This window comes from Cupriavidus sp. LA-1, from assembly GCF_055385985.1.
Genome location: NZ_AP031388.1, coordinates 333,298 through 358,858, shown reverse-complemented (window position 1 = coordinate 358,858; position 25,561 = coordinate 333,298). Strand labels below are relative to the sequence as shown.

Annotated in this window: 26 protein-coding genes; 13 read left to right on the top strand and 13 right to left on the bottom strand. The window is 64.4% G+C overall.

Translation table 11 applies throughout. From position 1 onward, the window contains the following. Window positions 1-43: 43 nt before the first annotated feature. Window positions 44-1,588 carry an acetolactate synthase large subunit gene (locus tag ACZ5MJ_RS20690; protein ID WP_464225497.1) on the bottom strand — a complete coding sequence of 515 codons (1,545 nt, stop codon included), beginning with the start codon at window positions 1,586-1,588 and terminating at the stop codon, window positions 44-46. Window positions 1,589-1,737: 149 nt separating this feature from the next. Here ACZ5MJ_RS20690 and ACZ5MJ_RS20685 point away from each other — a divergent pair, with 149 nt between their 5' ends. Then, window positions 1,738-2,709, top strand: a complete 972-nt coding sequence (locus tag ACZ5MJ_RS20685; protein ID WP_464225496.1) for a LysR family transcriptional regulator — start codon at window positions 1,738-1,740, stop codon at window positions 2,707-2,709. A 61-nt stretch (window positions 2,710-2,770) separates the two neighbouring features. Here ACZ5MJ_RS20685 and ACZ5MJ_RS20680 read toward each other — a convergent pair whose 3' ends face one another. Then, window positions 2,771-3,442, bottom strand: coding sequence for a TetR/AcrR family transcriptional regulator (locus ACZ5MJ_RS20680; RefSeq protein ID WP_464225495.1), 672 nt, complete (start codon window positions 3,440-3,442; stop codon window positions 2,771-2,773). Between the two features lie 86 nt (window positions 3,443-3,528). On the opposite strand from ACZ5MJ_RS20680, the gene ACZ5MJ_RS20675 reads away from it, so the two are divergent. The 4 genes from ACZ5MJ_RS20675 to ACZ5MJ_RS20660 all read left to right on the top strand — a co-directional run bounded on the left by ACZ5MJ_RS20675 (window position 3,529) and on the right by ACZ5MJ_RS20660 (window position 9,061). Further along, complete coding sequence (locus ACZ5MJ_RS20675) at window positions 3,529-4,629, top strand: NmrA family NAD(P)-binding protein (protein ID WP_464225494.1); 1,101 nt, start codon at window positions 3,529-3,531, stop codon at window positions 4,627-4,629. A 44-nt stretch (window positions 4,630-4,673) separates the two neighbouring features. Next, entirely contained in the window at window positions 4,674-5,210 is a 537-nt protein-coding gene (locus ACZ5MJ_RS20670) for a hypothetical protein (protein ID WP_464225492.1), read from the top strand. 481 nt (window positions 5,211-5,691) lie between these two features. Beyond that, entirely contained in the window at window positions 5,692-7,419 is a 1,728-nt protein-coding gene (locus tag ACZ5MJ_RS20665) for a galactose oxidase-like domain-containing protein (protein WP_464225491.1), read from the top strand. 310 nt (window positions 7,420-7,729) lie between these two features. Next, complete coding sequence (locus ACZ5MJ_RS20660; protein WP_464225490.1) at window positions 7,730-9,061, top strand: MFS transporter; 1,332 nt, start codon at window positions 7,730-7,732, stop codon at window positions 9,059-9,061. 56 nt (window positions 9,062-9,117) lie between these two features. On the opposite strand, the gene ACZ5MJ_RS20655 is transcribed toward ACZ5MJ_RS20660, so the two are convergent. Together ACZ5MJ_RS20655 and ACZ5MJ_RS20650 are read right to left on the bottom strand one after the other, a co-directional pair. After that, on the bottom strand, window positions 9,118-9,552 hold the full coding sequence (locus tag ACZ5MJ_RS20655; protein WP_464225489.1) for an ester cyclase: 435 nt from the start codon (window positions 9,550-9,552) through the stop codon (window positions 9,118-9,120). Between the two features lie 89 nt (window positions 9,553-9,641). Further along, complete coding sequence (locus tag ACZ5MJ_RS20650; RefSeq protein WP_464225488.1) at window positions 9,642-10,421, bottom strand: SDR family NAD(P)-dependent oxidoreductase; 780 nt, start codon at window positions 10,419-10,421, stop codon at window positions 9,642-9,644. Between the two features lie 224 nt (window positions 10,422-10,645). On the opposite strand from ACZ5MJ_RS20650, the gene ACZ5MJ_RS20645 reads away from it, so the two are divergent. The 7 genes from ACZ5MJ_RS20645 (at window position 10,646) to ACZ5MJ_RS20615 (ending at window position 16,256) form a co-directional block, all read left to right on the top strand. Next, window positions 10,646-11,188, top strand: coding sequence for a VOC family protein (locus ACZ5MJ_RS20645; protein ID WP_464225487.1), 543 nt, complete (start codon window positions 10,646-10,648; stop codon window positions 11,186-11,188). A 239-nt stretch (window positions 11,189-11,427) separates the two neighbouring features. Next, complete coding sequence (locus tag ACZ5MJ_RS20640; RefSeq protein WP_464225486.1) at window positions 11,428-12,459, top strand: LacI family DNA-binding transcriptional regulator; 1,032 nt, start codon at window positions 11,428-11,430, stop codon at window positions 12,457-12,459. 178 nt (window positions 12,460-12,637) lie between these two features. Beyond that, window positions 12,638-13,615: a zinc-binding dehydrogenase gene (locus tag ACZ5MJ_RS20635; protein ID WP_464225485.1), complete on the top strand. Its 978-nt coding sequence runs from the start codon at window positions 12,638-12,640 to the stop codon at window positions 13,613-13,615. Window positions 13,616-13,819: 204 nt separating this feature from the next. Next, window positions 13,820-14,788, top strand: a complete 969-nt coding sequence (locus ACZ5MJ_RS20630; protein WP_464225484.1) for a Bug family tripartite tricarboxylate transporter substrate binding protein — start codon at window positions 13,820-13,822, stop codon at window positions 14,786-14,788. A gap of 32 nt (window positions 14,789-14,820) precedes the next feature. After that, window positions 14,821-15,327 (top strand): 2,4'-dihydroxyacetophenone dioxygenase family protein, encoded by a 507-nt coding sequence (locus tag ACZ5MJ_RS20625; RefSeq protein ID WP_464225483.1) that lies wholly within the window; start codon window positions 14,821-14,823, stop codon window positions 15,325-15,327. 50 nt (window positions 15,328-15,377) lie between these two features. After that, a complete protein-coding gene (locus ACZ5MJ_RS20620) occupies window positions 15,378-15,572 on the top strand; it encodes a hypothetical protein (RefSeq protein ID WP_464225482.1) in 195 nt (64 codons plus the stop codon). A gap of 6 nt (window positions 15,573-15,578) precedes the next feature. Continuing rightward, entirely contained in the window at window positions 15,579-16,256 is a 678-nt protein-coding gene (locus ACZ5MJ_RS20615) for a Crp/Fnr family transcriptional regulator (protein ID WP_464225481.1), read from the top strand. An 8-nt stretch (window positions 16,257-16,264) separates the two neighbouring features. Here the strand turns inward: ACZ5MJ_RS20615 and ACZ5MJ_RS20610 are convergent, their stop codons facing one another. From ACZ5MJ_RS20610 to ACZ5MJ_RS20585, 6 genes are all read right to left on the bottom strand, one after another. Then, window positions 16,265-16,774 (bottom strand): 2,4'-dihydroxyacetophenone dioxygenase family protein, encoded by a 510-nt coding sequence (locus ACZ5MJ_RS20610; RefSeq protein ID WP_464225480.1) that lies wholly within the window; start codon window positions 16,772-16,774, stop codon window positions 16,265-16,267. Between the two features lie 38 nt (window positions 16,775-16,812). Beyond that, entirely contained in the window at window positions 16,813-17,319 is a 507-nt protein-coding gene (locus ACZ5MJ_RS20605) for an ester cyclase (RefSeq protein WP_464225479.1), read from the bottom strand. 195 nt (window positions 17,320-17,514) lie between these two features. Continuing rightward, a complete protein-coding gene (locus ACZ5MJ_RS20600) occupies window positions 17,515-18,915 on the bottom strand; it encodes a class II fumarate hydratase (protein ID WP_464225478.1) in 1,401 nt (466 codons plus the stop codon). Between the two features lie 5 nt (window positions 18,916-18,920). Beyond that, complete coding sequence (locus tag ACZ5MJ_RS20595; protein WP_464225477.1) at window positions 18,921-19,910, bottom strand: tripartite tricarboxylate transporter substrate binding protein BugD; 990 nt, start codon at window positions 19,908-19,910, stop codon at window positions 18,921-18,923. Between the two features lie 32 nt (window positions 19,911-19,942). Beyond that, window positions 19,943-21,337, bottom strand: coding sequence for a cation:dicarboxylate symporter family transporter (locus ACZ5MJ_RS20590; protein ID WP_464225476.1), 1,395 nt, complete (start codon window positions 21,335-21,337; stop codon window positions 19,943-19,945). A 42-nt stretch (window positions 21,338-21,379) separates the two neighbouring features. Continuing rightward, the gene (locus ACZ5MJ_RS20585) at window positions 21,380-22,768 is read right to left on the bottom strand and encodes a class-II fumarase/aspartase family protein (RefSeq protein WP_464225475.1); all 1,389 of its coding nucleotides are present in this window, start codon (window positions 22,766-22,768) and stop codon (window positions 21,380-21,382) included. Window positions 22,769-22,896: 128 nt separating this feature from the next. On the opposite strand from ACZ5MJ_RS20585, the gene ACZ5MJ_RS20580 reads away from it, so the two are divergent. After that, window positions 22,897-23,631: a GntR family transcriptional regulator gene (locus tag ACZ5MJ_RS20580; protein ID WP_464225474.1), complete on the top strand. Its 735-nt coding sequence runs from the start codon at window positions 22,897-22,899 to the stop codon at window positions 23,629-23,631. A 131-nt stretch (window positions 23,632-23,762) separates the two neighbouring features. Here ACZ5MJ_RS20580 and ACZ5MJ_RS20575 read toward each other — a convergent pair whose 3' ends face one another. The 3 genes from ACZ5MJ_RS20575 to nthA are packed head-to-tail and all read right to left on the bottom strand — an operon-like array spanning window position 23,763 to window position 25,433. After that, a complete protein-coding gene (locus ACZ5MJ_RS20575; RefSeq protein WP_464225473.1) occupies window positions 23,763-24,161 on the bottom strand; it encodes a nitrile hydratase accessory protein in 399 nt (132 codons plus the stop codon). Between the two features lies 1 nt (window position 24,162). Continuing rightward, a complete protein-coding gene (nthB, locus tag ACZ5MJ_RS20570) occupies window positions 24,163-24,819 on the bottom strand; it encodes a nitrile hydratase subunit beta (protein ID WP_464225472.1) in 657 nt (218 codons plus the stop codon). After that, on the bottom strand, window positions 24,816-25,433 hold the full coding sequence (gene nthA / locus ACZ5MJ_RS20565; RefSeq protein WP_464225471.1) for a nitrile hydratase subunit alpha: 618 nt from the start codon (window positions 25,431-25,433) through the stop codon (window positions 24,816-24,818). The genes nthB and nthA overlap by 4 nt, the downstream gene beginning before the upstream one ends. Window positions 25,434-25,561 lie beyond the last annotated feature (128 nt).

The window sequence follows — 25,561 nt, the reverse complement described above, 5'->3', positions numbered from 1 at the left end:
GTCTCGCCGGCGAAGGGTTGCGGCCGCGCGTCAGGGTGGGCGCTCAGATCAGCGCTTCGATCAGCATGGGCCCACGGCGCTGCATGGCAGAGGCGAACGCGGCGTCGAAGTCCTGGCTCGATGCCACGCGGACGGCTTCGACGCCCATGCCCTGGGCGAGCGCCACCCAGTCGAGCGACGGGTCTTGCAGATCGAACATGGAAGCGGCACGTGCGCCATCCGGCGCCGCCCCGACGCGCTTGAGCTCGTTGTTGAGGATCTTGTAGCCCCGGTTCGCGTAGATGACGTTGACGACGTCGACGTGCTCGCGTGCCTGCGTCCACAGCGACTGGACCGTGTACATGGCGCTGCCGTCTCCGAGGAGATTGACGACCTTGCGGTCCGGGCAAGCGATCCCCGCGCCGATCGACAGGGGCATCATGCTGCCGATGGCGCCGCCCGCCAGCGTCAGGAAGTCATGCGGCGCGGCCGCCTCGGTCAGGCCGTAGAAGGCCATGGCCATGCCCGATTCCTCCGCGACGATGGCGTGCTCGGGCAGATGCCGGGCAACACTGTGCATGATCGACTCGGGGGTCAGCGGGCCATTGCCGGAAAACCCGACGGCATGGCGCACGCTGGTTCGGGCGATGAGCTGCTGCGCGCCGAGCGCGTCGGCCAGCGCTTCGAGGGCGCCCGTGCCGTCCTCGTGCGGATGGGACAGGAGCGCCAGCCGGCAGCCTTCCGGCGTCAGCCAGCTCGGCTTGTCCGGGTAGGCGAAGAAGCTGACAGGCGGCTGCGCCCCGACCAGCACGATCAGTTCGGTGCCGGCAAGAAAGTCGACGACCTGTTCGGCAAAGTAAGGCAGGCGTTCGACCGGTACGCGCCCGGCACCGCGTTGCAGGCGGGGGGCGAAGGTGTCGCACAGCAGCCTTGCGCCGGTCTTTGCCGCGATCCGGCCCGCTGCGCGCAACCCTGTTTCGCGCAGGGCATCGCCGCGCAGCAGGAAGGCGGTCTTCACGCCGCTGCGGGCGAGGGTGGCAATGTGCCGGATGGTGTCGTCGCTGACGCGCGCAGGCACTGGCAGGGGTAAGGGCGCGGCCACGCTATCGGCCTGGCCCCATGCTGTGTCGGCGGGGAGGATCAGCGATGCGATCTGGCCCGGAGCCTCCATCGAAGCCTGCACCGCGCGCGCCGCGTCGGCGCCGACCGTCAACGCGCTGGCAGACGAGTGGATCCAGTGCGACACCGGCCGGGCGAATCCCTTGATATCGGATGTCAGCGGTGCTTCGTAGCGCGAATGAGACGTTGCATGGTCGCCAATGATGTTGACGACCGGGCTTGACGCCCGCCGCGCGTTATGGAGATTGGCCAGGCCGTTGGCCAGGCCGGGGCCAAGATGCAGCAGGGTACTGGCGGGCTTGCCTGCCATTCTCCCGTAGCCGTCGGCCGCGCCGGTCACGACACCTTCGAACAGGCCGAGAACCGGCCGCATTCCTTCCACCGCATCCAGCGCCGCGACGAAATGCATCTCCGACGTGCCGGGATTGCCAAAGCACACTTCCACGCCGCTTGCGACCAGCGAACGCAACAGGCTTTCTGCACCATTCATGCTTGCTACCTCGAAATCGAACCCATCCGTCAGGCCTTCCGCCCCGCGGTTCGATCCGGGGCGATGAGGTCGTGCAACCGAGCACGTGCTGATGGTAGGAGTTTCGGCTCCATGCAAAAATACAGTCCGTTCAGAAACTCTGTTACGTAATGCGTAAGAATCTCGACTACGGGCTGCTGCATTCGATGACGGCGTTTCTGCGGGTCGTCGACGCGGGAAGCTTTACGGCGGCGGCTTCACAGATGGCGTTGACGACGGCACAGGTATCGCGGCTGGTCTCCGAACTGGAGAAGCGCCTGCAAACCAAGCTCTTGCAGCGGACCACGCGTCGCCTGGTGGTCACAAGCGTCGGGGAGCGCTATGCAAACCAGTGCCGGAGCATCCTCGACCTGGTGGCAGAAGCGGAAAGCGGGGTGAGCGGTGCCAACATCGAGCCGACCGGGCGGCTCAGGGTGCGCTGCATGACGGCGTTCGGAGATCGCTACATCGTGCCGCTGGTGTCCAAGTATTGCGCGATGTATCCAAAGGTGAGCCTGGAGTACAGCACGTCACAGCACGCGCCCGACCTGCTTGCGGAGGGCGTGGATGTGAGCGTGTATCTTGCACAGAGCCTTCCGGACTCGAGTGCCGTGGCGCTGCGGCTTGGCGAAACCCACGCGCTGCTGTGTGCCGCTCCCGCCTATCTGAAGAAGCATGGTTCACCCAAAACAGTCGACCAGTTGGCGGACCACGCGTGCCTGCGCATCGCCAATCCGTCAACCACGCCACAATGGACGCTGACCGACGGCAGGAAGACCTTCACGTTCGACCCGACGGGGCCATTGGTCGGAGACAACCCCGAAGTCATCCTCCACGGCGCGTGCAGTGGATTGGGCATCGCGATGCTGCCCCGCTTCTCGGTGGTCGACCGGCTGCGCAGCGGCGAGCTCGTGACGGTACTGCCAGGATGGCGTTCGTCAGAAGTCGCCGTCTATATCCTGATGCCATCCAGAAAATTCATCGAAGCGAAGACGCGAGCGTGGATCGAGCTGTTGAAGGCGGAATTGCCCCCTGCGCTCGAGCGCGACGCGGGCGATCCCGGGCGCACACAGAAGCCTGAGCGGCGACGCCCTGCGCCGTGAGTTTTTTTGCTCCCGAAGGAAAGCGCTGCAGAGGCCTATCGCCAAGTTACGCCGCCAGGTATTAGATGCGCTGGCGGGGCTTCGTGTCGTGACTCAGGAGCGGATGAAGTTGAAGAAACGCAGCTGTGGCGTTGCGGGCACGTGCCGCGACTTCGCGTGAGTTCGGCCGCTCGGCGACGCCGAGCAGCAGGCTGACCATCAAACTCCCCCACAGCAGCCCGCCGAACTGTTCGGCAAGTTCAGCAGGACGACCATTGAGAAGTCCGGACGCCTGCGCCTGGGCCATGATTTGGCGCAAGGCGGCACGACTCGCCTCGCGCCCGATGGCGTCGAGCGCTTGCGCCACTTCCGGTGCGTGGACCGCCTCGGCGATCGCCAGGCGAAATACCGCAATGACCGCCGGATCGGTTATCTCGCGGACAAGCTGCGTCGCGAGAGAAGTCAGTACATGCGCGAGGGTCTCGCGATCGTGCGGCACGGGCAAGTCAGTGGCTACCTGCAGTCGCGTGGCGCGCGCGCTGATGCATGCGATCAGCATTTCCTTCTTGTTGCCCACCAGCGCGTACAGCTCTCGTTTCGAAACGCGCGCCAGCGTGGCGATCTCAAGCGTGCTGGTCGCCGCGAAGCCACGCTTCATGAACGCTGCGAAGGCTGCATCAAGGATGCGCGAGCGCACCTCGGTTTCGTCGCGGCCGTCCTGATGCTCCCTTGACAGCGATACCGTGGCCATCATCGTCTCCCTTGACATTCGGTACCGCATAGTACCATACTGAGGCAACCCTCTGGTACTCACTGGTACCACATTTTTGGGAGGCTATCATGCTCAAGCCAAGGATCCTCGTGACCGGCGCGACCGGGAAGACAGGCAGCGTCGTTGTTGCCGAACTGCTGAGGGCCGGCTATCCCGTGCGCGCCATGGTGCACCGGGAAGACGGCCGCAGCGCGCGGCTGAGAGCGCAGGGGGCCGAGATAGCGGTCGCCGACATGAGTGATGTCGAGCGCGTCGCCGAAGCGCTGAAGGACTGTCAGCGCGCCTACTATTGCCCCCCTTTTGATCCTTACATGATTCAGGGCGCGGTCGCGTTTGCCGTCGCGGCCAGGGAATCCCGGCTCGAGCACATTGTCAGCCTGACCCAGTGGCTGTCGAGTCCTTCGCATCCCGCCCTCATGACCCGCCAGCACTGGCTTGTCGATCGGCTGTTCTCGATGACGCCCGGCGTCGCGCATACGATCGTGAGGCCGGGCTTCTTCGCTGACGCCTACCTCGCATTGACTGGATTTGCTGCGCACCTCGGCGTATTTCCCTGGCTCTATGGCGATAGCCGTAACGCGCCTCCATCCAATGAGGATATCGCGCGGGTCGGCGTCGCGGCGCTGATGGATCCTGCGCGGCACGCCGGGAAGAGCTACCGTCCGACTGGGCCGGAGCTCCTTGGCGCAAGGGACATGGCCAAGGCGATCGGCCGGGCCGTCGGGCAATCGGTCAGGGTCGTGCCGATGCAGACCTGGCTGTTCATGAAGGCCGCCCGGATGGGAGGCTTGCCGATCGATCTGATCAGCGGCATTCGCTACTACATTGACGATCACAAGCGCGGGGCTTTTGAGGTGGGCGCACCGACCACCGACGTGCTCGATGTGACCGGACAGCCCGCCGAGGACTTCGAGACGATCGCGCGTCGCTACGCGGCTCTGCCTCGCAACCATCGGACGCTGAACAATCGGCTTCGTCAGTTCGCGGAGTTCGTGATCACCCCGCTCAGCCCCGGTTTCGATCTCGACCGCTACGACCGTGAACTGCGTCGTCCGTTCCCGTCAGCACCGCAGTTTGCGCCGGAGTCCAGGGTCTGGCTGCGCGAGCATGCGATGCCTCACGCGGAGCGCGGCGCTGCGATCGCAGCGCTACGCACGCTGCGCGCCTAGATTCTCACCGCCGATCGCGGAAATTCGAACCAAAGGAGAAACTCATGCTGCCCCAACTCTGGTTCTTCGTTAGCATCGCATTCAGCTTCAGCGCGTGGGGAATTGTCGCGAAGCGATACATCTGGCCAAGACTCCGCCTCCTGCAACGGGCCGAAGCGCTGCGGCCGCTTCTCATTCTGCACAGCTTCCGCTTTATCGGGTTGGCATTCCTCGTCCCAGGCGTCGTGTCCCCCGAGCTGCCGTCCGCCTTCGCGTATTCCGCCGCCTACGGGGACCTCGTCGCGGCGACTCTCGCGTTGCTCGCGCTGGCATCGCTGCCAGGCGGGGCTGGCCTTGTCATGGCATGGATCTTCAACTGGTGGGGCCTGGCGGATCTCTTGAATGCGTTCTACCAGGCCAATGCTGCCGGGCTCGTGGCAGGACAGTTGGGCGCCGCCTACTTCATTCCGACCCTGGTCGTACCGCTACTGCTGATCACGCACGGACTCGTTTTCCGGATTCTTCTGCAACATCAAGGTCAGTCCGCAATGTGGGAAAGCCGGCATCCGGGCGAAAAGCTATCAAGCGGGGGGCACTCATGATCGATCGAACAAGCTCGACGCGGCCCCGCTCGACCGGTGCGGCGATCCGTTTGACGGCTCAGGTCAGCGACATGCCCACGGTGGACTCAGCCCTGTTCCGGTGCGCAACGAATGAAGCGGTTCAGGCGTCGAATCTCGATTGCCCGTGACTCCGAACACACGTTCCGCACGAAAACGCGGTCATTGGGTGCGTGCATTACGTAAGCCGGCGGCGGGTTGCCCCAACCACACCTGGGCGGCGTCAACTTTCATGTGTCGCGGTAGGCGCTGCGTTCGGCCCTCCCGCCAAAAGGATGGTGCCCGAGTATTGGCTTGCCCGCCTATAAATATTTAGTAATCCGGGTTCATAAGGATCATTGCGGAGTGTCCTGCCGTCGCCAGTCTGCAGTCCGTCCCCGAAAGCCTGCGTGGAATGGTAGATGGGGCAGCAACCCGGCATAAGACATCGATAGCAAGGCCGTCACCGTGGGAGGTGATATCAATGTACCAACTAACGAATTTGCGGAAAAATCTGTGGGCAACAATTCTTGGTGCGTCATTGGTCGCTCCGCCCATTGGCGCGACACCAGGCCTCAACTCCGATAATGACGCCTGCTCAAGCGCGGCAGCGGAAGCCAGACTGAAGCAGCGAGAAACCGCTCTGTTAGGCCCGGGCCACGCCGAGGCCCATGCCAAGGCACGTGCCCATCAGTGCAGAGTGGCAAAGGGCCTGGAAACGGTGGCCAAGCCGGATGCCCAGGCGCTTGCCGCCGCCAGAGCCCGGCCGGGCGATTCGACTGGCCAGTGGAGCGCACCTTTCGCAATCCCTGTGGTAGGAATTACCTCGGTGTTGCTGAATAACGGCAAGGTTTTGTTTTGGTCGTATGAGCCGACGCAGTACCTGAACCCGAACGCAAGTAATACGGGTGTCGCCTACATTTGGGATCCTGTTACCGGAACAGGACACTCCATTACGCCGCCGGAGAACATCTGGTGCGGCGGACAGACGATATTAAGCGACGGCAGGGTGTACGTTGCCGGTGGTAATTTACGGTATCCAGACCCGAACGCGGCACCGGGGCAGGACGGTTTCCAAGGGTCACTTAGCAACTATACTTTCAATCCTGTTACGGAGACCTGGACCGCGCAGCCAAATATGGCAACAGGCCGATGGTATCCGACTGTCACTCAGCTCGCAGACAACAGCGTCGTGGTCACCAGCGGTTTCGACCAGACCGGATCCGGGGATATTACGACGATTGTAGAGTTGTTTACGCCTGCGGCGAGCATGGATGGAGTCGGCTCCATTAACACTATTTCTTTTCACGATCCGGCGGGCCTCTATCCCTACCAGCACCTGCTATGGTCCGGTCAAATGTTGCAGGCTGGCCCCGGCTCGACCAATACCGCGCTGCTGATGCCGGGTACCTGGTCTTGGAGCGACATCCCAAACATGCTTAGCTCACATTATGGGTTGGGCAACACTATCCTTTATACCGATGCTTCTGTGACGCCCATAGGGCAAGTAGTCATGATTGCGGGTGGCGCCGAGGGCAGCACGATAATCGCCACTAACGAATGGTTTGATGTCGCCAATCCCGACGCAGGCTGGAACCAGTATCCACAATGGCTGCAGGTTCGGCATAACGCGAATACGGTTATTTTGCCGGATGGCACGCTGTTCACGGTAGGCGGGAATAGCCTGCCTTCGACCTATGATGCCCCGCTCTTCGAAAGCGAGCTCTACAACAAGCCTGCCAATGATCCAACCGGCAGCTGGGTACAGATGAGTCCAAACACAATACAGGCTGCATACCACTCGAGCGCCATTCTTTTGCCTGACGCTACGGTCTTGCTGTCCCAGGATGACAATGATCCCTCGGCGGCCAGCACGCACCAGGCACAAATTTTTTCTCCGCCATACTTGTTCTACGGCACTCGTCCAAATATCACCAACGTGCCGAGTACATTAAGCCTGGGACAAACATTCTCCGTCACGACGAGCGCATCAAATATTGCCAGCGTCGCGTTGGTAGCTCCCGGTGCTGTAACGCATGGTAATGACATGCATCAGCGCTTCATCAAATTGCAATATACAAAAGATGGCTCCCAGAGTCTGCAGGTTACCCTACCCGAATCCAGTTCATTGGTGCCACCGGGTTACTATATGCTTTTTATTGTCGACTCCCTTGGGGTGCCGTCTGTCGCGACATTTGTTCATATTTCTTGATACCGGTGGACGCGGCAATCTCGCGGTCCGGATTGAGCGTGACCATGTCGATTGGCGACCCCTCTCGCGTGTGGCGTGACCAGCGATGCGGGTTGCGCTCACGGGCCTGGGCGTACAGCTCATGGCGCGCGGCGAGAATCATGTCATCTTGTCCGGGGTCGCGCTGTGCCGTTCTCCATCCTCGGCACTGGGCAGCGATGATGAACGGCGATGCGGGTTAGTCCGCATGCACGACTGCCAAAAGGCGACAGTCCGTACCCGACCCCGCCCAGATAATCGGCGCGACGCCTATCACTCTGGGAGACTTGGCATGGACCTGGTGCGTACTGACATCAACGAAGACGATGAACGAAGGCTGTTCCGGAAGGTGAGTTGGCGAATACTGCCGGTGCTGTGCGTGTGCTATGTCTTCAGCTTTCTGGATCGCACCAACGTGGGCTACGCCCAGCTCCAGATGCGCGACGAGCTCGGGTTCAGCGATGCGATATTCGGGCTGGGGGTCAGCGCCTTCTTCATCGGCTATGCGCTGTTCGAGGTGCCCAGCAACATGCTGCTGCCGCGCATCGGGGTCCGAAAGACTTTGCTGCGTATCCTGATCCTGTGGGGACTCGCCTCTGCGGCCATGATCTTCGTGGCAACGCCCACGCAGTTCTACATCATGCGCTTTCTCGTCGGGGTGTTCGAGGCTGGGTTTGTCCCTGGCGTCCTGTACTACCTGACCTTGTGGTATCCGAAGCGGCGCATCGCCCAGGCGACCGCGATCTTCTACATGTCTTATACCCTGGCTCCGATCCTGGCCGACCCCGCAGCCGGGGCAATCATGACCTGGCTCGACGGCGCCTTGCAGCTCCACGGCTGGCAATGGCTCTACCTGCTGGAGGGCCTGCCGTGCGTGCCGTTGGGCATCATGGCGTACCTGCTGCTGTCTGAAGGCCCGAAGGAGGCACGCTGGCTGACCGATCGTGAGCGAACTGACCTCGAACAGCTGCTGGGCCAGGATCGCGCCGGCCATGGCCACGCCCGCATGCGCGACGCAATCCTTGATGCGCGCGTGTGGCTGCTGGGGCTGATCGTGTTCCTGGTCGTGTTCGGCGTCTTCGCGCTGTCGTTCTGGAAGCCGACGCTGCTCAAGGGCATGGGATTGACCGTCATGCAGGTCGGCCTCGCCGCAACCATCCCTGCGCTGTTCGGGGTCACCGCAGCCATCCTGGTCGGCCGCCATTCGGACAAGACCGGCGAGCGCCGCTGGCACTTTGCCATTGCCGCCATGGTGGGGGCGGTTGGCATGCTCTGCGCGTCGTGGTTCCCGCAAGATCCGGTCATGACCATCGCGTGCCTGACGCTCGCGTCGATCGGCATGTCCAGTGCCTATGCGGTCTTCTGGGCGATGCCCGCGACTATCCTGTCCGGCTCCAGCGCTGCCGCGGGCATTGCGGTCATCACGACGATCGGTTCGAGTTCCGGCGCGGTCGCGCCGCTGCTCGTCGGGGCATTGAAGACGCTCACCGGCGGCTTTACCGCAAGCCTTTACGTGCTGAGCGGCGCGCTGGCTTGCGCCGCCGTCATTTTTGCGTACTACTTCAGGGATGGTGCCGGCGCACGCCGCGTGACAAGCTCGGCAAGCCATACTTCGGCGGCCTGACAAAAAGAAGCGAGGGCCATCAGGCCCTCGCCGCTTTCCGGAATTGCCGCGACGCGTCAGAGCAGGCCGAGGGCGCGCAGCTTGGCGTCCGTGGCGGAGTAGGGGCGCTCGCAAATGATCTTGTCCGAATTCGGCGCGAACTCGAAGGTCGCGGCCATGCGGACGCGGAACTTGCGGCCGGTGGGCGGGAAGACTTTGCCATTGGCCTTCAGATCGCCCAGATGCGTGCCGGAAAGCCAGAACTCGACCAGCACGGTGTCGTCCGCGGCGGCGATGGCGATGATCTCGTTGGCCAGGTCGGGGAACGAAGCGCGCGACGCGTCGAAGTAGCCGCGCACCTCTTCCTCGCCATCGAAGACCGTGCCGGTGGCGTGCATTTCATAGCGGGGATGCGCGAAGGTGTCGATCACGGCATCCCATTCGTGCGTGCATTCAAGGGCCATGTGATCACGCACGGTCTGGATGCGTGCGGCGTTCAGGGATTCGGACATCTTGTTCTCCATCAGGTTTTGCGGGAAGGGGTCGGCGACTGGCATCGGCTCGCGCTGCGCCAGTCGTCAATTGAGAATGGAATGCGGTGTCAGCGCAGCAGCCGCCAGCCGCCGTCCACGGTGAATTCGCCGCCCGTGATGTAGCCGGCCTGGTCCGACGCGAGGAAGGCGATCAGGTTGGCAACGTCCTCGGGCTTGCCTTCCTCGGCTAGCGGAATGCGCCGGCCAGCCGTCCGGGGATCGACGCCGCCCGCGGCCTGGCGCTGCTTGTACTGGTCGAAGATCGTTTCGAGCATTGGCGTGGCGATCTTGCCGGGATGGACGGAATTGCAGCGGATCTGGTGGCCGTTCTCGGACCCGGCCAGCGCTACGGTCTTGGTCAGTTGCGTCACGGCACCCTTGCTGGCGCCATAGGCGACGCTCTGGAGGGTCGGGTAATACGCACCGACGGATGCGAGATTGACAATGGCGCCCCTGCCGGTCCTGCGCATGGCCTCGACGCCTTCGCGGCAGCCCAGGAAGGTCCCGTCCAGGTTGACCGCCAGCACGCGCCGGAAGTCGGCGAGGGTGGTGTTGGCGAGCGTGCCATTGACCACGTCGCCGACAATGCCGGCTGCGTTGACGAGCACGTCGAGCCGCCCGTGGCGCTCAAGGATGGCCGCGATCGTGGCTTTCCAGCCCGGCTCGCTGGTGACGTCCAGTGCCATGAACTCGGCGCCGATCCGGTCTGCCACCGCGGCGCCGTTGCCGCTCGCAAGATCGGCAATGACGACTTGCGCGCCGCGCTCCGCCAGCAGGCGCGCGGTTGCCGCCCCGATGCCGCTCGCGCCGCCTGTCACCAGCGCCACTTGGTCCTTGAACTGAGTCATTTCGATAGTCTCCTGTGAGTTGTCCTGCAAGCGCAGCTTCCCGCATATCGCACGTTTCCGCGCAAATGAAGAAACGTTTCCACTTACACTATGGATTGTTGTTGCCGCAAAAAATACGGACAATCATGGTAAACACTATCCACCATAACTGAGTCGTGCGGCTATATTGTGAAAACGTTTCTGCATGAGCAGGACCGCAACCTTCAGACGACAAGGAGACAGCGATGAGTTATTTGTTCGGCGGCGTCCGGCAGCTTGGCTATGTGGTGAGTGACATTGAGAGGGCCATGGCTCACTGGACGGAAAAGCTGGGTGTCGGACCGTGGTTCTACAAGGAAGACGTGGGCACTACGGAATACCGCTACTACGGCAAGCCCGCCACGCCGCCGAAGCTGTCGATCGCGCTGGCCAACTCCGGAGACCTCCAGATTGAACTGATCCAGCAGCGCGACGACGCCCCGTCGCTCTACCTGGACTCGCTCAAGCGCAGTGGTGAAGGTGCGCAACATATCGCCTACTGGACGGAAGACCGCTTCGACGAAATCGTGGCCCACCTGCTGGAGGCGGGGTATGTGGAGGGGCATGGTGGCCGGATGGGGCCGCGTGGACGCTTTGCCTATTTTGTGAATCCGGAACTGCCCAGCGGCATGTTCGAGATCTCCGAACTGACCGGGGGCAAGGGCGAGTACTTTGCCGAGGTGAGGCGCGCAGGGCTGGCCTGGGACGGCAAGGGACAAGCGATCCACAACATCGGCGCGCCGCGGTAGCGCGCCACCGGGCCGGCAGGCCTGTCCCTTCCCGGCCGGGTGCCTGTCCGGCCGCTGGCGCTGAGGAGCCCGCGTCATCGGGTGAGCTAGAATGCCTGACGTCCAGGAGTGACGCGTCACGCGTCGCTGGCGCGCCGCGCAACCGCGGCGGCCAGCGGTAAAGAAGAGCCGGGGAGGGAGTCGATGTTGCAGTCTTTTGTTATGCCCGTTGCGGCGCAACGTATCGTGAAACGCAGCCGATGAAGCCACGCATCACGATCCGGGAGGTTGCCAAGGAGGCCGGCGTTTCGATTGGCACGGCGTCCCGTGCGCTCAATCGTGCCGGGCGCGTCAGCGAAGCAGCGATTGCCGCGGTGTCCAAGGCGGCCAGGCGGCTCGGGTACGAGCCAGATGCGATCGCACAGAGCATGCGTACGCGCTCGTCCGGCGCCATCGGCCTGATCGTGTCGGATCTTGCCAACCCGCTCTACGCCAGGATCATCACTGCCGTCGAGGCGGCGCTGCAGGCAGCCGGTTACGCATTGCTGATCGCCAGCACGCATAACGACGGCAAGCGCGAAAAGAACCTGATCGACCTGTTCCGCCGCCGGCGCGTGGACGGCCTGATCCTGGGTCCCTGCGAGGCCGAAAATCCCAAGCTGCTGGAGCAACTCTCCCAGGAGATGCCGGTCATCGCGCTCGACCGGGATTTCGGCCCGACCGGCACCGGCGTCTATGTGGATCACTACACCGGCGCCCTGCAGGCGACGCGCTACTTGCTGAACCTGGGCCACACACGCATTGCGCTGCTGACGCCGGGCAGCGTTTTGCGTCCGGGTAGGGAACGTATCGCCGGCTTCAAGGAAGCGTACAAGGAGCAGGATCTCAAGCCCGTGCCGAAGCTGATCCGCTGCGAGAAATCCGCGATGGATTTTGCGTTCACCGAAGCGCTGTCGCTGCTGTCCGGCCCGGAAGCGCCCACGGCCTTCATGTGCCTCGGCACGCGCATCCTGGCCGGGGTGTTGCAGGCGCTGCGGCATACCGGCAGGACCGCTCCCGGGGATGTGAGCGTGATCAGCATCGGCGACACGGACCTGTCGCAGCTATTCAGTCCCTCCATCACATCGTTGACCTGGGACCTTGAGATTGTCGGCACCGTCGTGGCGCAACTCATGCTCAAGCAACTGGAGCGCGACGCGGACATCGAACCCGAGACCATCGTGATTACCACGCAACTCGTGCTCCGCGAGTCATGTGGTCCCGCCACCGCGCGCAAGAAGGCCACCGCATAGCCACAGCGCGATCTGCTTTCAGGGTCAGCAATGCCGCCTTCATTCGAGGCGGCATTTTTTTGCCCGCTAAGTCCTTGCGTAATCTGCGAAAACGTTTCTACAATGGATGCGTGTTAGGTCGTCACGGCGGTGACACCGTGCCGACGTACCCAGACCTATTCGACAGGAGACATGCGCAATGAAAGCTGCGATTCGCGGTGAGACGGGACTTGTTTTTGCAGAGCTGGAGATCCCTCGACCCAAGCCCACTGAAATTCTGGTGAAAGTCCGGGCCAGTTCCCTGAATCGCGCCGATTTGTCGCTGGTCGACGGGAAGGCGCATGGGGCGGCTGGCGGTACCGGCACGCCGCTGGGCCTGGAATGGTCGGGCGATGTGGTGGAGGTTGGCGCGGACGTCACCGCATACAAGGTTGGCGACAAGGTGATGTGCTCTGGCCTCGGCGGCTTTGCCGAGTATGCGGTTGCGGACTGGCGGCGCGCCTTCCCGTTCCCTGACCCGGAGATGGACTACGAAACCGGTGCCTGCCTGTCCGTCGCACTGCGTACCACGCATACGGCGATGCGCCATCTGGCCGGGCTCGAAGCCGGGCAGACCGTGATGGTGCTGGGCGCCTCTTCCGGCGTGGGCCTGATGGCATTGCAGGTGGGGAAGCACTTCGGCGCCAGCCTGGTCATCGGCACCTCGACCAGGCCCGACCGCCGCTCGCGCCTGTCGGAGTTTGGTGCCGACGTCGCGCTCGACAGCAACGATCCCGACTGGGTGAAGGCCGTACTGGAACACACCGACGGCCTGGGCGTGGATCTGCTGGTCGATTTCCTGGCCGGTCCGTTTATCAACGACAGCATGCGCGCCGTGAAGATCGGTGGGCGCATCGTCAATATCGGCCGGATGGCAGGGGAGAGCGGAGAGTTCGACTTCGATCTCCATTCGTTGCGCCGCATCCAGTACCTCGGCATGACCTTCCGGACCCGCACCGTCGAGGATTTTGGCGTCATCGCCGAACGCGTGCAACGGGACTTCTGGCCGGCTCTGCGGCAGGGACAACTGCGCCTGCCGATCGATGCCAGGTTGCCGCTGGATCGTGCCGCCGAGGCTTGCGAGATGATGCGCAGGAACACGCATTTCGGCAAGATCGTCCTGACGCAGGACGCATAAGGCGCATGCGACGCCTGCCCTGGTGACATTCGCCAGGCCGCCCCAAAAACCTCACAAAGACTCACGGGTTTACCACCATTTGATTCGCGGTCTCGTCGTCCCACAATTGGTGGAAACGTTTCCTCATGTTCCAGTAAATACCTTGCCAGATGGCAAGTGAACAGGAAGCGCTGAACGCGTGAAACACAGAAGTTGGAGACAAAGATGAAGAAGTCCGCCGCCCTCGGTTTCCTTGCCGCAGTCGCCTTGTCCTTTGGCGCGCAGGCGCAGGGTGAAGCCAGTTATCCGAACAAGCCGATCCGCCTGATTGTCCCGACCGCGCCGGGCGGCGGCGGCGACGTGTTCGCCCGAATCCTCGCGGACCAGCTCGGCCGGCGCCTGAAGCAGCCCCTGGTCGTCGAGAACAATGCCGGCGCTGCCGGCACCATCGCGATCGGGCAACTCGCGCGGGCCACGCCGGATGGCTACACCATCGGCCTGGGCACGATGACGACCACCACGCTGGCCCCGGCCGTCTACCAGGCGCTGCCCTATGACCCCGTCAAGGACCTGACGACCATCGCCCGCGTGGGAACGTCACCAATCATCCTGGTCGCCACCAGGGACTTCCCCGCCAACAACCTGAAGGAACTCGTCGCTGTGGCGAAGAAGAGCGCGTCGCCGCTGCAGTTCGGCACCTGGGGGCAGGGCTCCACCGGCCACTTCTGCGCGGAGGTGCTGGCGCAGAAGACCGGCATCAAGCTGGACCACATCCCGTTCAAGGGCTCATCGCCCGTGGTGACGGCAATGCTGGGCGGAGTGGTGAAGCTGGGCTGGCTGGATATCGGCAGCGGCACGTCGGCCGTCAAGACCGGCAAGATCAAGGCGCTGGCCATGTGCACGCGCCGCACGGCGAATTTCCCCAATGTTCCCACCTACAAGGAGCAGGGGGTCGATTTCGACCAATGGACGGGTTGGGCCATGTTTGCACCGGCGGGCTTGCCAAAGCCGATTACGGAAAAGCTTGCCGCGGCCGTGCAGGACACACTCAAGGATCCGGCGGTGACGAGCAAGATGGCCGACCTCGGCATCACGCCTGACTACGTTGCCGGCACCGAACAGGCCGCGATCAATGCGCGCGACATCGAAGTGTGGAAGCGCGTCGCGCGCGAAGCCAATATCAAGCTGGACTAGAACATTCCCCATACCAACCCTTGGAGGTAGCAATGCCATTGCCGCAGGTTGTCACGCACCAGGACCGGCTGTTGTCGGTCAACATCAACGAATTGCACGAGTTCCCCGGCTCCGAGCCGGGCTCGACCATCATCCCGCTGTTCCTCGACCGCGAAAACGGCGTCTGGGTGCTCTATGGCAAGTTCGAACCGGGCACCACGCTCCCGCCGCACTTTCACACTGGTACCGTGCACTTCTTCACGACCAGGGGGCAGTGGAACTACGTCGAGTATCCCGAGGATCCGCAAACCGCGGGCAGCTACCTGTATGAACCCGGCGGCTCGGTGCATACCTTCTCCGTGCCGGCGGATGCCAGGGAGCCGGCTGAAGGCTTCATGGTCGTCTACGGCGCCAACGTGATCTTCCCGGAAGGCGAATTCCAGAGTGTCCGCGATGCCGGCGCGATCGAAGAGGGCATTCTCGCGGCCGCGCGCAAGGCCGGGATTCCCGTGCCGCGCTACATCCGTCCCAAAGGGGGCGCGGAGTTCTCCGCGGGCTGAGGCGTTCCCGGCGCTGGCAGGTCAGAACAAGTACTCAGGAGACAACTGTCATGAAGCATTCCCTCTGCGGCGACCACGCCGCGGCGCTGAAGGACACGCTGCAGGATCCGCCAGTCATGGCGAAGATGAACGACGGGGGTTTCACCCCCGGCTACCTCGGTGGCGCGGAACGTGCTGCCGTCAACTTGCGGGAGATCGAGATCTGGAAGCGTGTGGCCGGGGAAGCCAGCATCACGCTGGATTGACCGCCCATGCCAGGCCTCGCGGATGCCGGCAGCTACGCCGGCCCGGAACTGCTGTCCCCCGAACTGGAGGCCGCGTTGCGCGCCCATGTCATGCGCCGGCAGCTGGTGAAGAACGAGGTGCTGTTCACCTATGGCTCGTCGCCGGAGGCGCTATTCTGCGTGGAGCGCGGACGCGTGCGCTTCAGCGTCACGGCGGCCAACGGCCGCGAGGCCGTGCTGAGCGTGCTGGAACGCGGGCAATGGTTCGGCGAAGTCTCGCTGTTCATGGAGGCGCAGCGCGTCTATGACGCGCGCGCGGTGGTCGATTGCGAGGTGCTCATGGTGCCGGCGCAGGCGTTCCACGCCATCGTCGACCATCACCCGGCGTTCCTGATGGAATTCACGCGACTGATCTGCCGGCGCTATCGCTGGGCGCTGGAGTGGATCGACGAGACCATCCTGCAACCGCTGCCGGTACGGCTGGCGCGCAGGCTGCTGGCGGCGCAGCACGCGCACGCGTTGTCGGCGCCGGCCGGCGGGGATGGGGCGCTGCAGTTGTCCCAGGAGGACCTTGGGCACATGCTGGGCGTCTCGCGCCAGAGCATCAACCGGCAGCTCAAGGAGTGGGAAGGCCAGCGGATCCTGCGGCTGCACTACGGGCACGTCACGCTGCTGGACCAGGACGCCTTGCGGCGCCTGGCCTGACGCTCCCGCTACCTGGCGCTGGCAAACTCCGCGCCGCCTTTCGGGCGGATGTACTTCGGCATCGGCATGGCGCCCAGCTTCACGGCGGCCAGCAGGGCTTCCTCGATGGCACCGGCGTCCATGATGCTGTGGTACTCGCCATTGACGAAGTTGATGTTGGCGCCATAGACCACCATCAGGCCTTCGGCCGGTTCGCTGGCATCGGCCGGCACCATGAAGGTGTGCATGGACCCGCCAGGTTCATACAGGTAGCTGCCCGCCGTTTGCGGATCATCCGGGTACTCGGCGTAGTGCCATATGCCGCGCGTGGTATAGAAATGTACCGTGCCCGTATGGAAATGCGTTGGCAAGACCGTGCCTGGTTCGAATTTTCCGTAGAGCACCCAGACCCCGTTCTCGCGGTCCAGGAACAGCGGGGTGATGGTGGTTCCCGGCACTTCCGTCGGCAGGCGCGGGACTTCGTTGGTGTTGATGGTCAGCAGGCGTTCCTGATGCGTCGTGGCTTGCGGCAAGGGCATATCGTGTCTCCGTAGCAATCGTGATCGGTAATGGCGACTTACGCCGCGGCGGCCTGGTCTGCCGTCGTGTCCCGCAACAGGCCGGCAAGGGCCTGCGCCTTCTGCGCGGCAGGCAAGCCGGCCAGCAGCTGCTGCATCATGGACAGGCTGTCGTAGTAGATCCGTTCGCAGGTCAGCGTCTGCCCGTCGAACAGGAAGAGGGCGATCATGCGGCAGCGGAACGGCCTTCCCGTCGGTGGCAGGCCGTTCAGGTTGCCGCGATGCGTGCCAAGCAGCCAGAACTCGACGATCACGGCATCGTCGGTGTGCCGGAGCTGGATGATCTCGCTGCGCTGGTCCGGGAAGGCCACGCGACTTTGCGTGTAGTACTTCCGGACGTCATCGTTGCCATCGAACACTGCGCCGCTCGCGATGAGCTCGTAGTGCGGATGCGGAAACGTTGACAGGACTGCATCGAAGTCCTGCCGGATCTCGTCGGCAAAGTGATCGCGAACCACGCGTTCGCGAAGCGTGCGCAGGTCTGCGCCAGGGGTTGTTGTCGTCATCGAAGTCTCCGTCGCGCTTTTGTGAGGGACGCTGCCGCAACCATTGCGGATGGCGGCGCGCCGGTAGCGATTATCGGGACGGGAGGCGAAGAAGACTGTCGCGGATTGGCGTTTCGACAGGTCTTTGGATCCCGCCAACGCAATTGCGCTCCGGCCATGGTCGGAGCGCCTTTTTTGTTGCCTGCTGCGGCGGCATCAGTGAATTGGGTTCCCCTTCGCCAGCCGCATCGGGTTCACCAGCCGGTCAAATTCCTCCCCACTCAGCAATCCCAGCGCAATCGCCGCTTCCCGCGGCGAGATTCCCTGCGCGACGGCAAGCGTCGTGATCTGCGCGGCACGGTCGTAGCCCAGCACCGGGTTGAGCGCGGTCACCGCAAGCAGTGGATTGTCCAGGTTGCGCGCCAGCTGATCATGGTTGGGGACCAGCCCCCGCACCAGCCGTTGCGCGAACACGCGCGCACTGTCGGCCAGCACGCGCATCGACTGCAGCACGTTATAGATCAGCACCGGCTTGGCCACGTTCAGTTCAAAGCAGCCGGAGGCGCCCGCCATCGTCACCGTGACGTGATTGCCGGCGACCTGCATGGCGGCCTGCACCATCACCTCGGCGATGGTCGGATTGCGCTTGCCGGGCATGATCGACGAGGTCAGGCCGTCTTCCGGGATCAGCAGCTCGCCCAGCCCGCAGCGCGGGCCGGAGCCGAGCCAGCGCAGGTCGTTGGCGATCTTGGTGAAGGAGACGGCGATCACGTTGAGCACGCCGGACAGCTCGACCAGTGCATCGTGCGCGGCCATGCCCTCGACCTTGCACGGGTTGGGGCGGAAGGCGAGGCCCGTCAGCTCGCTGGCTTCCGTGCAAAACGCCTGGGCGAAACCCGCCGGCGCGTTCAGGCCGGTGCCGGCCGCGGTGCCGCCCTGCGGCAGCGACAGCAGGCGCGGCAGGGCGTCGCGCACGCGCTCGATGGCGTGATCGACCTGCGCGGTGAAGCCGTCGAAGGCCTGGCCCATGGTCATCGGCACGGCATCCATCAGGTGCGTGCGCGCGATCTTGAGCACATCCGCGAAGGCGTGGGCGCGCTCGCGCAGGGTGTCGCGCAGCAGCGCCAGCGCGGGCAGCAGCCGGTCTTCCAGCTCCAGCGCGGCGGTCATGTGCATGACCGTCGGGAAACTGTCGTTGGAGGACTGCGACGCGTTGACGTGGTCGTTCGGGTGCACCGGCGCGCGCGTGCCCAGGGCCTGGCCGAAGCGCTCGTTGGCCCGATTGGCGATGACCTCGTTGGCGTTCATATTGGTCTGCGTGCCCGAGCCGGTCTGCCAGATGGTCAGCGGGAAATGGCTGTCGAACTGGCCGCTGCGCAACTCGGCCGCGGCGGCGATGATGGCCTCGCCGATGGCGGCATCCAGCACGCCGCAGCGCAGGTTGGCCCTGGCCGCCGCCATCTTGTGCGCGCCGAAGGCGTGGACCAGGCAGGCGGGGAAGCGCTCTTCCCCGACCTCGAAGATCCCCAGCGCCCGCTGCGTCTGGGCGCCCCAGTAGCGGTCGGCGGGGATGTCGACCGGCCCGAAGGCATCGTGCTCTACGCGCAATCCGGTCATGGTGCTCAGTCCAGCGAGATGTTGGCCTTGGCCGCCACGGCCTTCCAGCGGGTGATCTCGGCCTGGGTGTGGCTGCCCAGCGCCGCGGCGGTGTATTGCTCGGGCGGCAGCATCTGGATTGCCTGTGCGCTCATCTTGCCGGTAAAGGCCTTGTCGCTCATCACCTTCAGGTAGGCCTGCTGCATCTTGTCGACCACGGCCTGAGGCGTGCCCCTGGGCGCGTAGATGCCATACCACGTGCTCGCTTCAAAGCCGGGCAGCCCCGACTCCGCCAGCGTGGGCACATCCTTGAGCTGCGCCACCCGGGTGGCCGAAGTCACGGCCAGCGGGCGCACCTTGGACTCGGTGATCTGCGGCAGCGCGGTGTTGGTCTGGTCGAACATGCCATCCACCTGCCCGCCGATCACGTCGATCAGCGCGGGGCCGGCGCCCTTGTATGGCACCAGCGACACCTGCATGCCCGCCGACGCGGCGAACAGCGCCGCGACCAGGTGCGAGGTGGAGCCCATGCCGGCGTTGCTCAGATTGAGCTTGCCCGGGTTCTTCTTGCCGTACTCGACCAGCGCGCGCACGTCCTTGGCGGGATGGCCCTTGCGCACCATCAGCACCATCGGCGTATCCGGGAAGCGGAACACGGGGGCGAAGTCCCTGACCGGATCGTAGGACAGCTTCTTGTACAGCGCGGGAGCCGCGCCCATATAGCCCATATGCCCCACCAGCATGGTGTAGCCGTCAGCCGGCGCGCGCGCCGCCTTGGCCGCGCCGACGGTGCCGCCGGCACCCGGCGAATTGTCGATGATGATCGACTGGCCGACCTCGCGCGAAACGCGCTCGGCAATGGTGCGCGCCAGCGCGTCGGTCGGGCCGCCCGCGGCGAACGGGACGATCCAGGTGATCGGCTTGGTCGGCCAGGCCTGTGCCAGCACCGGGGTGGCGGCCGCCGCCGTGGCGAGGGCAAGTGCCGCGCATGCGGCCAGCTTGCTGATGGGGTTCATCGGTTGTCTCCTTGGTTTGTTTGGCTTTGGTGTCAGATGGCTTGCGCCTTGTTCAGCGGCATGCCGGGCGAATCGGGGCGGGCCTGGGGCAGGGCGCCGTCGCTGAAGGCGGCGTCTTCAGCCGCGACTTCCGGATAGCGTTCGGGATAGAGATGCCGTTCGGCAGTGCCGGCGTCGAAGGTGCCCGACCACTTGGCCACCACCACCGTCGCCACGCTGTTGCCGATCGTGTTGCAGGTGGAGATCGCCATCGACAGGAAGCGGTAGACGCCGAAGATCACCGCCAGGCCTTCCACCGGCAGCATGCCCGTCGACGTCACGGTGGCGGCAAACACCACGAACGAACCGCCCGACACCGTGGCCGCGCCCTTGGAGGTCAGCAGCATCAGCAGCAGGATGCCGATCTGGTGGTCCAGCGTCAGCGGCACGCCATAGGCATGGGAGATGAACATCACGCCCATGGCCATGAAGATCGAGGTGCCGTCCAGATTGAAGGCGTAGCCCGTCGGCAGCACCAGGCCCACCGTCTGCTTGGCGCAGCCCAGCCGCTGCAGCTTGACCAGCAGGCGCGGCAGCGCGCTTTCCGAAGAGGCGGTGCCGAGCACGATCAGGATCTCTTCCTTGATATAGCGCAGGAAGCGCCATAGGCTGAAGCCGGCCAGCTTCGCGATCACGCCGAGCACGACCGCGATGAACACCACCACCACCGCGTAGAAGCTCAGCACCAGTTGCGCCAGCGCGACCAGCACCGCCGTGCCATTGCTGCCCACCGAGTACGCCACCGCGCCGAAGGTGCCGATCGGGGCCAGCTTCATCACCAGGTTGATGAAGGCGAAGAGCACCTCGGAGATGCTGTCCAGCCCGGCGTTGATCTTCTCGCGGCGCGCTTCGGGGATGGCCAGGATGCCGATGCCGACCATCACCGCCAGCACCACCACCTGCAGCAGCTCGCCCTTGGCGAACGCGCCGACAAAGTTGTCGGGCACGATATGCATCATGAACTCAAGGAAGCCCTGCGGCGCGGCCGCCTTGGCCGCGGGCGCGGCGCTGCCTGGCGCCACGCTGGCCATGCCCTTGCCGATCTCCAGCAGGTTGCCGGCCAGCATGCCGACCACCAGCGCGACCGTCGAGATCACCTCGAAGTAGACGATCGAGCGCCAGCCGACCCGGCCCGCGCTCCTGACGTCGCCGGCCGAGGCAATGCCATGCACGATGGTGAGAAACACCAGCGGCGCCACGCCGGCCTTGATCAGCGAGAGGAACATGTCGCCCAGCAGCTTGAGCTTGGACGCGAACTGCGGGAACAGAAAGCCGGCGGCGATGCCGAGTACCAGCGAGACCAGCACCTGCATGCCGAGCCTGCGGTACCACGGCAGCGGCCTGGGCGGCACCGGTGCGGCCGGCGCCTGAATAGTTGGGTGTTGCATGTCGTCTTCCTCCACCAGTAATGCGAGCGGATGCCTGCGGTCTCAGGCTGCGGTTTGCGTGGACAGGGCGATGGCGCGGTCGACCATCTGCGGCGCGAGGCCGAGGTAGTTGGCCGGATCGGTCATGCGGTCGATGGCGGCGCGGTCGAAGTGCCGGGTGACTTCGGGCAGCGCCGCGAGCGCGTCGGCCAGCGTGCCGCCGTGCTTGTTGACGGTGCGGCAGGCGTCGTAGACCACGTCGTGCGCCTGCTGGCGGCCGATGTACGGGGCCATGCCCATCATCACGGCCTCGGCCACGATCAGGCCATTGGAGATGCCCAGGTTGTGCTTCATGCGGGCTTCATCGACGATCAGGCCGCCGAGCGCGAACTTGGCCTGGTGCAGCGCGCCGGCGCTCAGGATGAAGCTCTCGGGGATGGCGATCCATTCCGCGTGCCAGGGGCCGGTGGCGCGCTCGAAGTCCTGCACCATCGCGTCGACCATCAGGCCGGCGTGCTGGCGCACCGCCTTGGAGGCCGCCAGCATCAGCTCGCTCGAGATCGGGTTGCGCTTCTGCGGCATGGTGCTGCTGGCGCCACGGCCCTTGACGAAGGGTTCGTAGACTTCGGCGAACTCGGTCGACGCCATGATCATGATGTCGAGCGCGATCTTGCCGAGCGAGCCGGTGATGAGTGCCAGCAGGTTCACAGCCTCGGCAAAGCCGTCGCGTGCCACGTGCCAGGTGGTGGCGGGAACGCCCAGGCCCAGTTCTTCAGCCAGGGCTTGCTGCACGGCGAAGCCCTTGTTCTCTCCTTGTCCGCCCAGCGACGCCAGCGTGCCGGCGGCGCCGGCGAATTCGACCACGGCCACGCGCGGGCGCAGCTCGGCCAGGCGTTGCTGGTGGCGGTCGAACATGGCCAGCCAGATTGCCACCTTGTAGCCGAAGGTCACCGGCAGCGCCTGCTGCAGGTGGGTGCGGCCCGCCATCGGGGTGTCGCGGTGCTTCACCGCCAGGCCGGCCAGGATGCCGCGCAGTTCGCGGATATCGGCGTCGATGCTGTCGAGCGCGTCACGCACCTGCAGCGCGACCGCGGTGTCCATGATGTCCTGCGTGGTCGCGCCCCAGTGTACGTAGCGCCCGGCTTCACCGCACATCGCCACCAGCTGGTGCACCAGCGGCAGGATCGGATAGCCGACAATGTCGGTTTCCTCGCGCATATGGTCAAAGTCGATGCGCTCCAGGCGCGACTCGCGGGCGATCACCTCGGCCGCTTCCGCCGGGATCACGCCGACCCTGGCCTCGGCCCGGGCGAGCCCGACCTCGACATCGATATAGCGCTGGATCAGCGCCACATCGGAGAAAATCTGGCGCATCTTGGCGGTGCCGAAAGCATCGCGGAACAGGATGGAATCAACGACGGTGCTGGCGGTGGGGGCAGAGAACAGGGTCATGGTGCTACCTTGAGGGGAAAGGGGCAGTCCGGTAATATGTTCGAACATATCCAGCATTAAATATGTTCGAACATATTTAGAAAATGAGGGTTAACCCGCGTCCAATGGTTGTGACGCGGCAGGCGGTCATGAACAAATCCAATCCAGCAGAGATCAGCAGGCAACTTATCGAAGGGATCACCACCGGCCGCTATGCGGTCGGGTCGCTGCTGCCCACCGAATTCGAGCTGTGCGAGCAGTACCAGGCCAGCCGCTACACCATCCGCGCGGTGCTGCAGGAGCTGCAGCAGCTGGGACTGGTGTCGCGGCGCAAGAACGTGGGCACGCGGGTGGAATCGGCCAGGCCGCGGCCGGTGTTCCGGCCGTCGCTGGCGTCGGTGGATGACCTGGTGCAGTTCGGTGCGGAGCACCTGCGCGTGGTGCAGTCGGTGGAGGAGGTCGCGGTGCCGGCCGATGTGGCGGCGGAAATCGGCTGCGCGCCCGGTGCGCGCTGGCTGCGCATCTCCAGCCTGCGCATGGATGGCGGCAAGGACGGCACGCCGATGGCGTGGACCGATGTCTACGTGGATCCTGCCTATGCGGAGATCGGCGACATGGTGCGGGAGTCGCCCGACACGCTGGTCAGCACGCTGATCGAGTCACGCTATGACCGGCAGATCGCCGAGATCTACCAGGATGTGCGCGCGGTTGCCGTCAGCGACCGGCGCGTCGCCGACGCGCTCAGGCTGGATCCCGGTGCTGCCGCGCTGAAGATCGTGCGGCGCTATATGGACGCGGCGGGCGAGACCTTTGAAGTCTCGGTCACGGTGCATCCGGCGGAGAGCTTTTCAGTATCGATGCGCTTGCAGCGCTCGGCGGGCTAGCCTGGGCCGTACCTGGTTGACGTGAATGTGGTTGTCGATCAACTCCGTCCAGCCGAGCGAGGCAAGAACACGGTGGCAGATGGCGAGTTGTTAATGCGCTTGCTATTCCTCGTCCGGGCAGCCTAGCGGGATCATGAATCCTCGTTTCCTGTGAAATCGCCATGCGACAGCTCGATAGGTGTGCCGTGAGGCGTGCGATGCGCGGCGTGGTGCCAGGCTTCGCGGTAGCGCGCCTGCGTCTCTGTGCTCGCGACGCCTTTACTTGCCATCAGGTGCTCGAGCGTGGCAAGCCAGTGCAGGTAGTAGGTCTCGCCCGTATCTGGATCGCCGGCAAGCTGTGCGCGCCTGATCTCTTCTGCCAGCGTTGCTGCCCATTCGCGCCAGGTGTAGAGGCCCTGCTGGTGCAAGACCAGGGCCAGAGCAAAAGCCTGTGCCTCCCACGGCTCGCGGAACACCGGGCCTTCCTGGTCATGGGGAACGCCCGGTACGGCCTCGGCAGCATCACGCGCTGCGGCTGGATCGACCTTCATTTCACGCTGATTCGAGGTAGGGCTCGAATGCCTCGATCGAAACGGTGAGCGTGGCGTCGGTGTCCGCTCCCCAGAGTTCGCGGCCTTCGAAGACGACTGTGTAGAGCCACTGTGGGTCTTCTCCCGTGCCTGTCACGACGGAGTCCGGAAAGACATGGCAACCCCGGATCGCCTCGATCGTTCCTTCACGGCCGCGTGCGTATCGTGGCAAGCGCGTGTGCGTGGGCGGGTTGATGTTCTTCGTGCGCACTCGCTCGCCCGGTTTGAACCTGGCCGGCTTCTTGGGCGGGCGAGCGAAAGAGCCTCGAGTGAATGCGTGTTCGATGTCGTTTGCCGTCATGACCCGTTCGACGGGCTTGCCCGGATGCAGGGCATGCCCTGCGGCGATTTCATCGGCGCCGATCAGCCCTCGTTCGACGGCGTTGCGCTCGATTCCCAATGCCCATCTTTCGTAGTAGGACACCGAGAGGTACACCTCGGCAGGCAGCCGCTCCTGCGCGTCGCGAGACATGTCGATGTTCCAGGCGCGTGTGAAACGCATGGCCCGCTGCATAGCCAGCACGCGCTCCTCCCACTGCGCATGGAACGGGGGTTCGTCAGCCTCGGGCTGGACCGCACCGAAGCCGTGCATGCCCCCCATGTCATGAATTCCGTTCATGGCGATACCTCCTCGGGACGCCGGGGCAAGCCGGTGCCGATCATGCAGTCACGGGTAACGAGCCGCGCCAGGCGCTCCTCGGGCCAGCCTTCGGTGCCGGCGGGGCGGGGTGGTACCACAAGGAAGCGGGTCTCCGCGGTCGAGTCCCAGACTCGGATCCGCGCGTCTTCTGGCAGGACGACACCGAAGTCGGCCAGCACGCCGCGCGGATCTGACAAGGCACGCGAGCGATAAGCGGCCGACTTGTACCAGACCGGTGGCAGCCCAAGCACGTCCCATGGGTAGCACGAGCACAGCGTGCAGACGACCATGTTGTGATGCCCGGGCGTGTTCTCCACCGCGATCAGATGATCGCCCACATGACTGACGACACCGAGCGCTGCGATCGCTTTGGTCGCGTCGGTCAGCAGCGCCGCCTTGAACTCGGGATCAACCCACGCCCGGGCGATTACTCTAGCCCCGATGTGAGGGCCGATCTTGGTCTGGTATCGCTCGACGATAAGGTCGAGGACGGCACGGTCGACGTACCCCTTCTCGGTCAGAATTGTCTCGAGCGCGCGCACCCGCAGTTGGATTGGCGACAGCTCGGAGTGGTTGTGCTCGTCGGGGCTCATAGATGTACTCGGACCAGAGCGACAAGTGCAGTGTAGGCTAACCGGTTCGGGATCGCGAGCCTTGAACTTCCTTCTGGCCCGAAGCCCGCTTCATTCTTCGGGGTCGAGCGCGCCCGATGAACAACTTC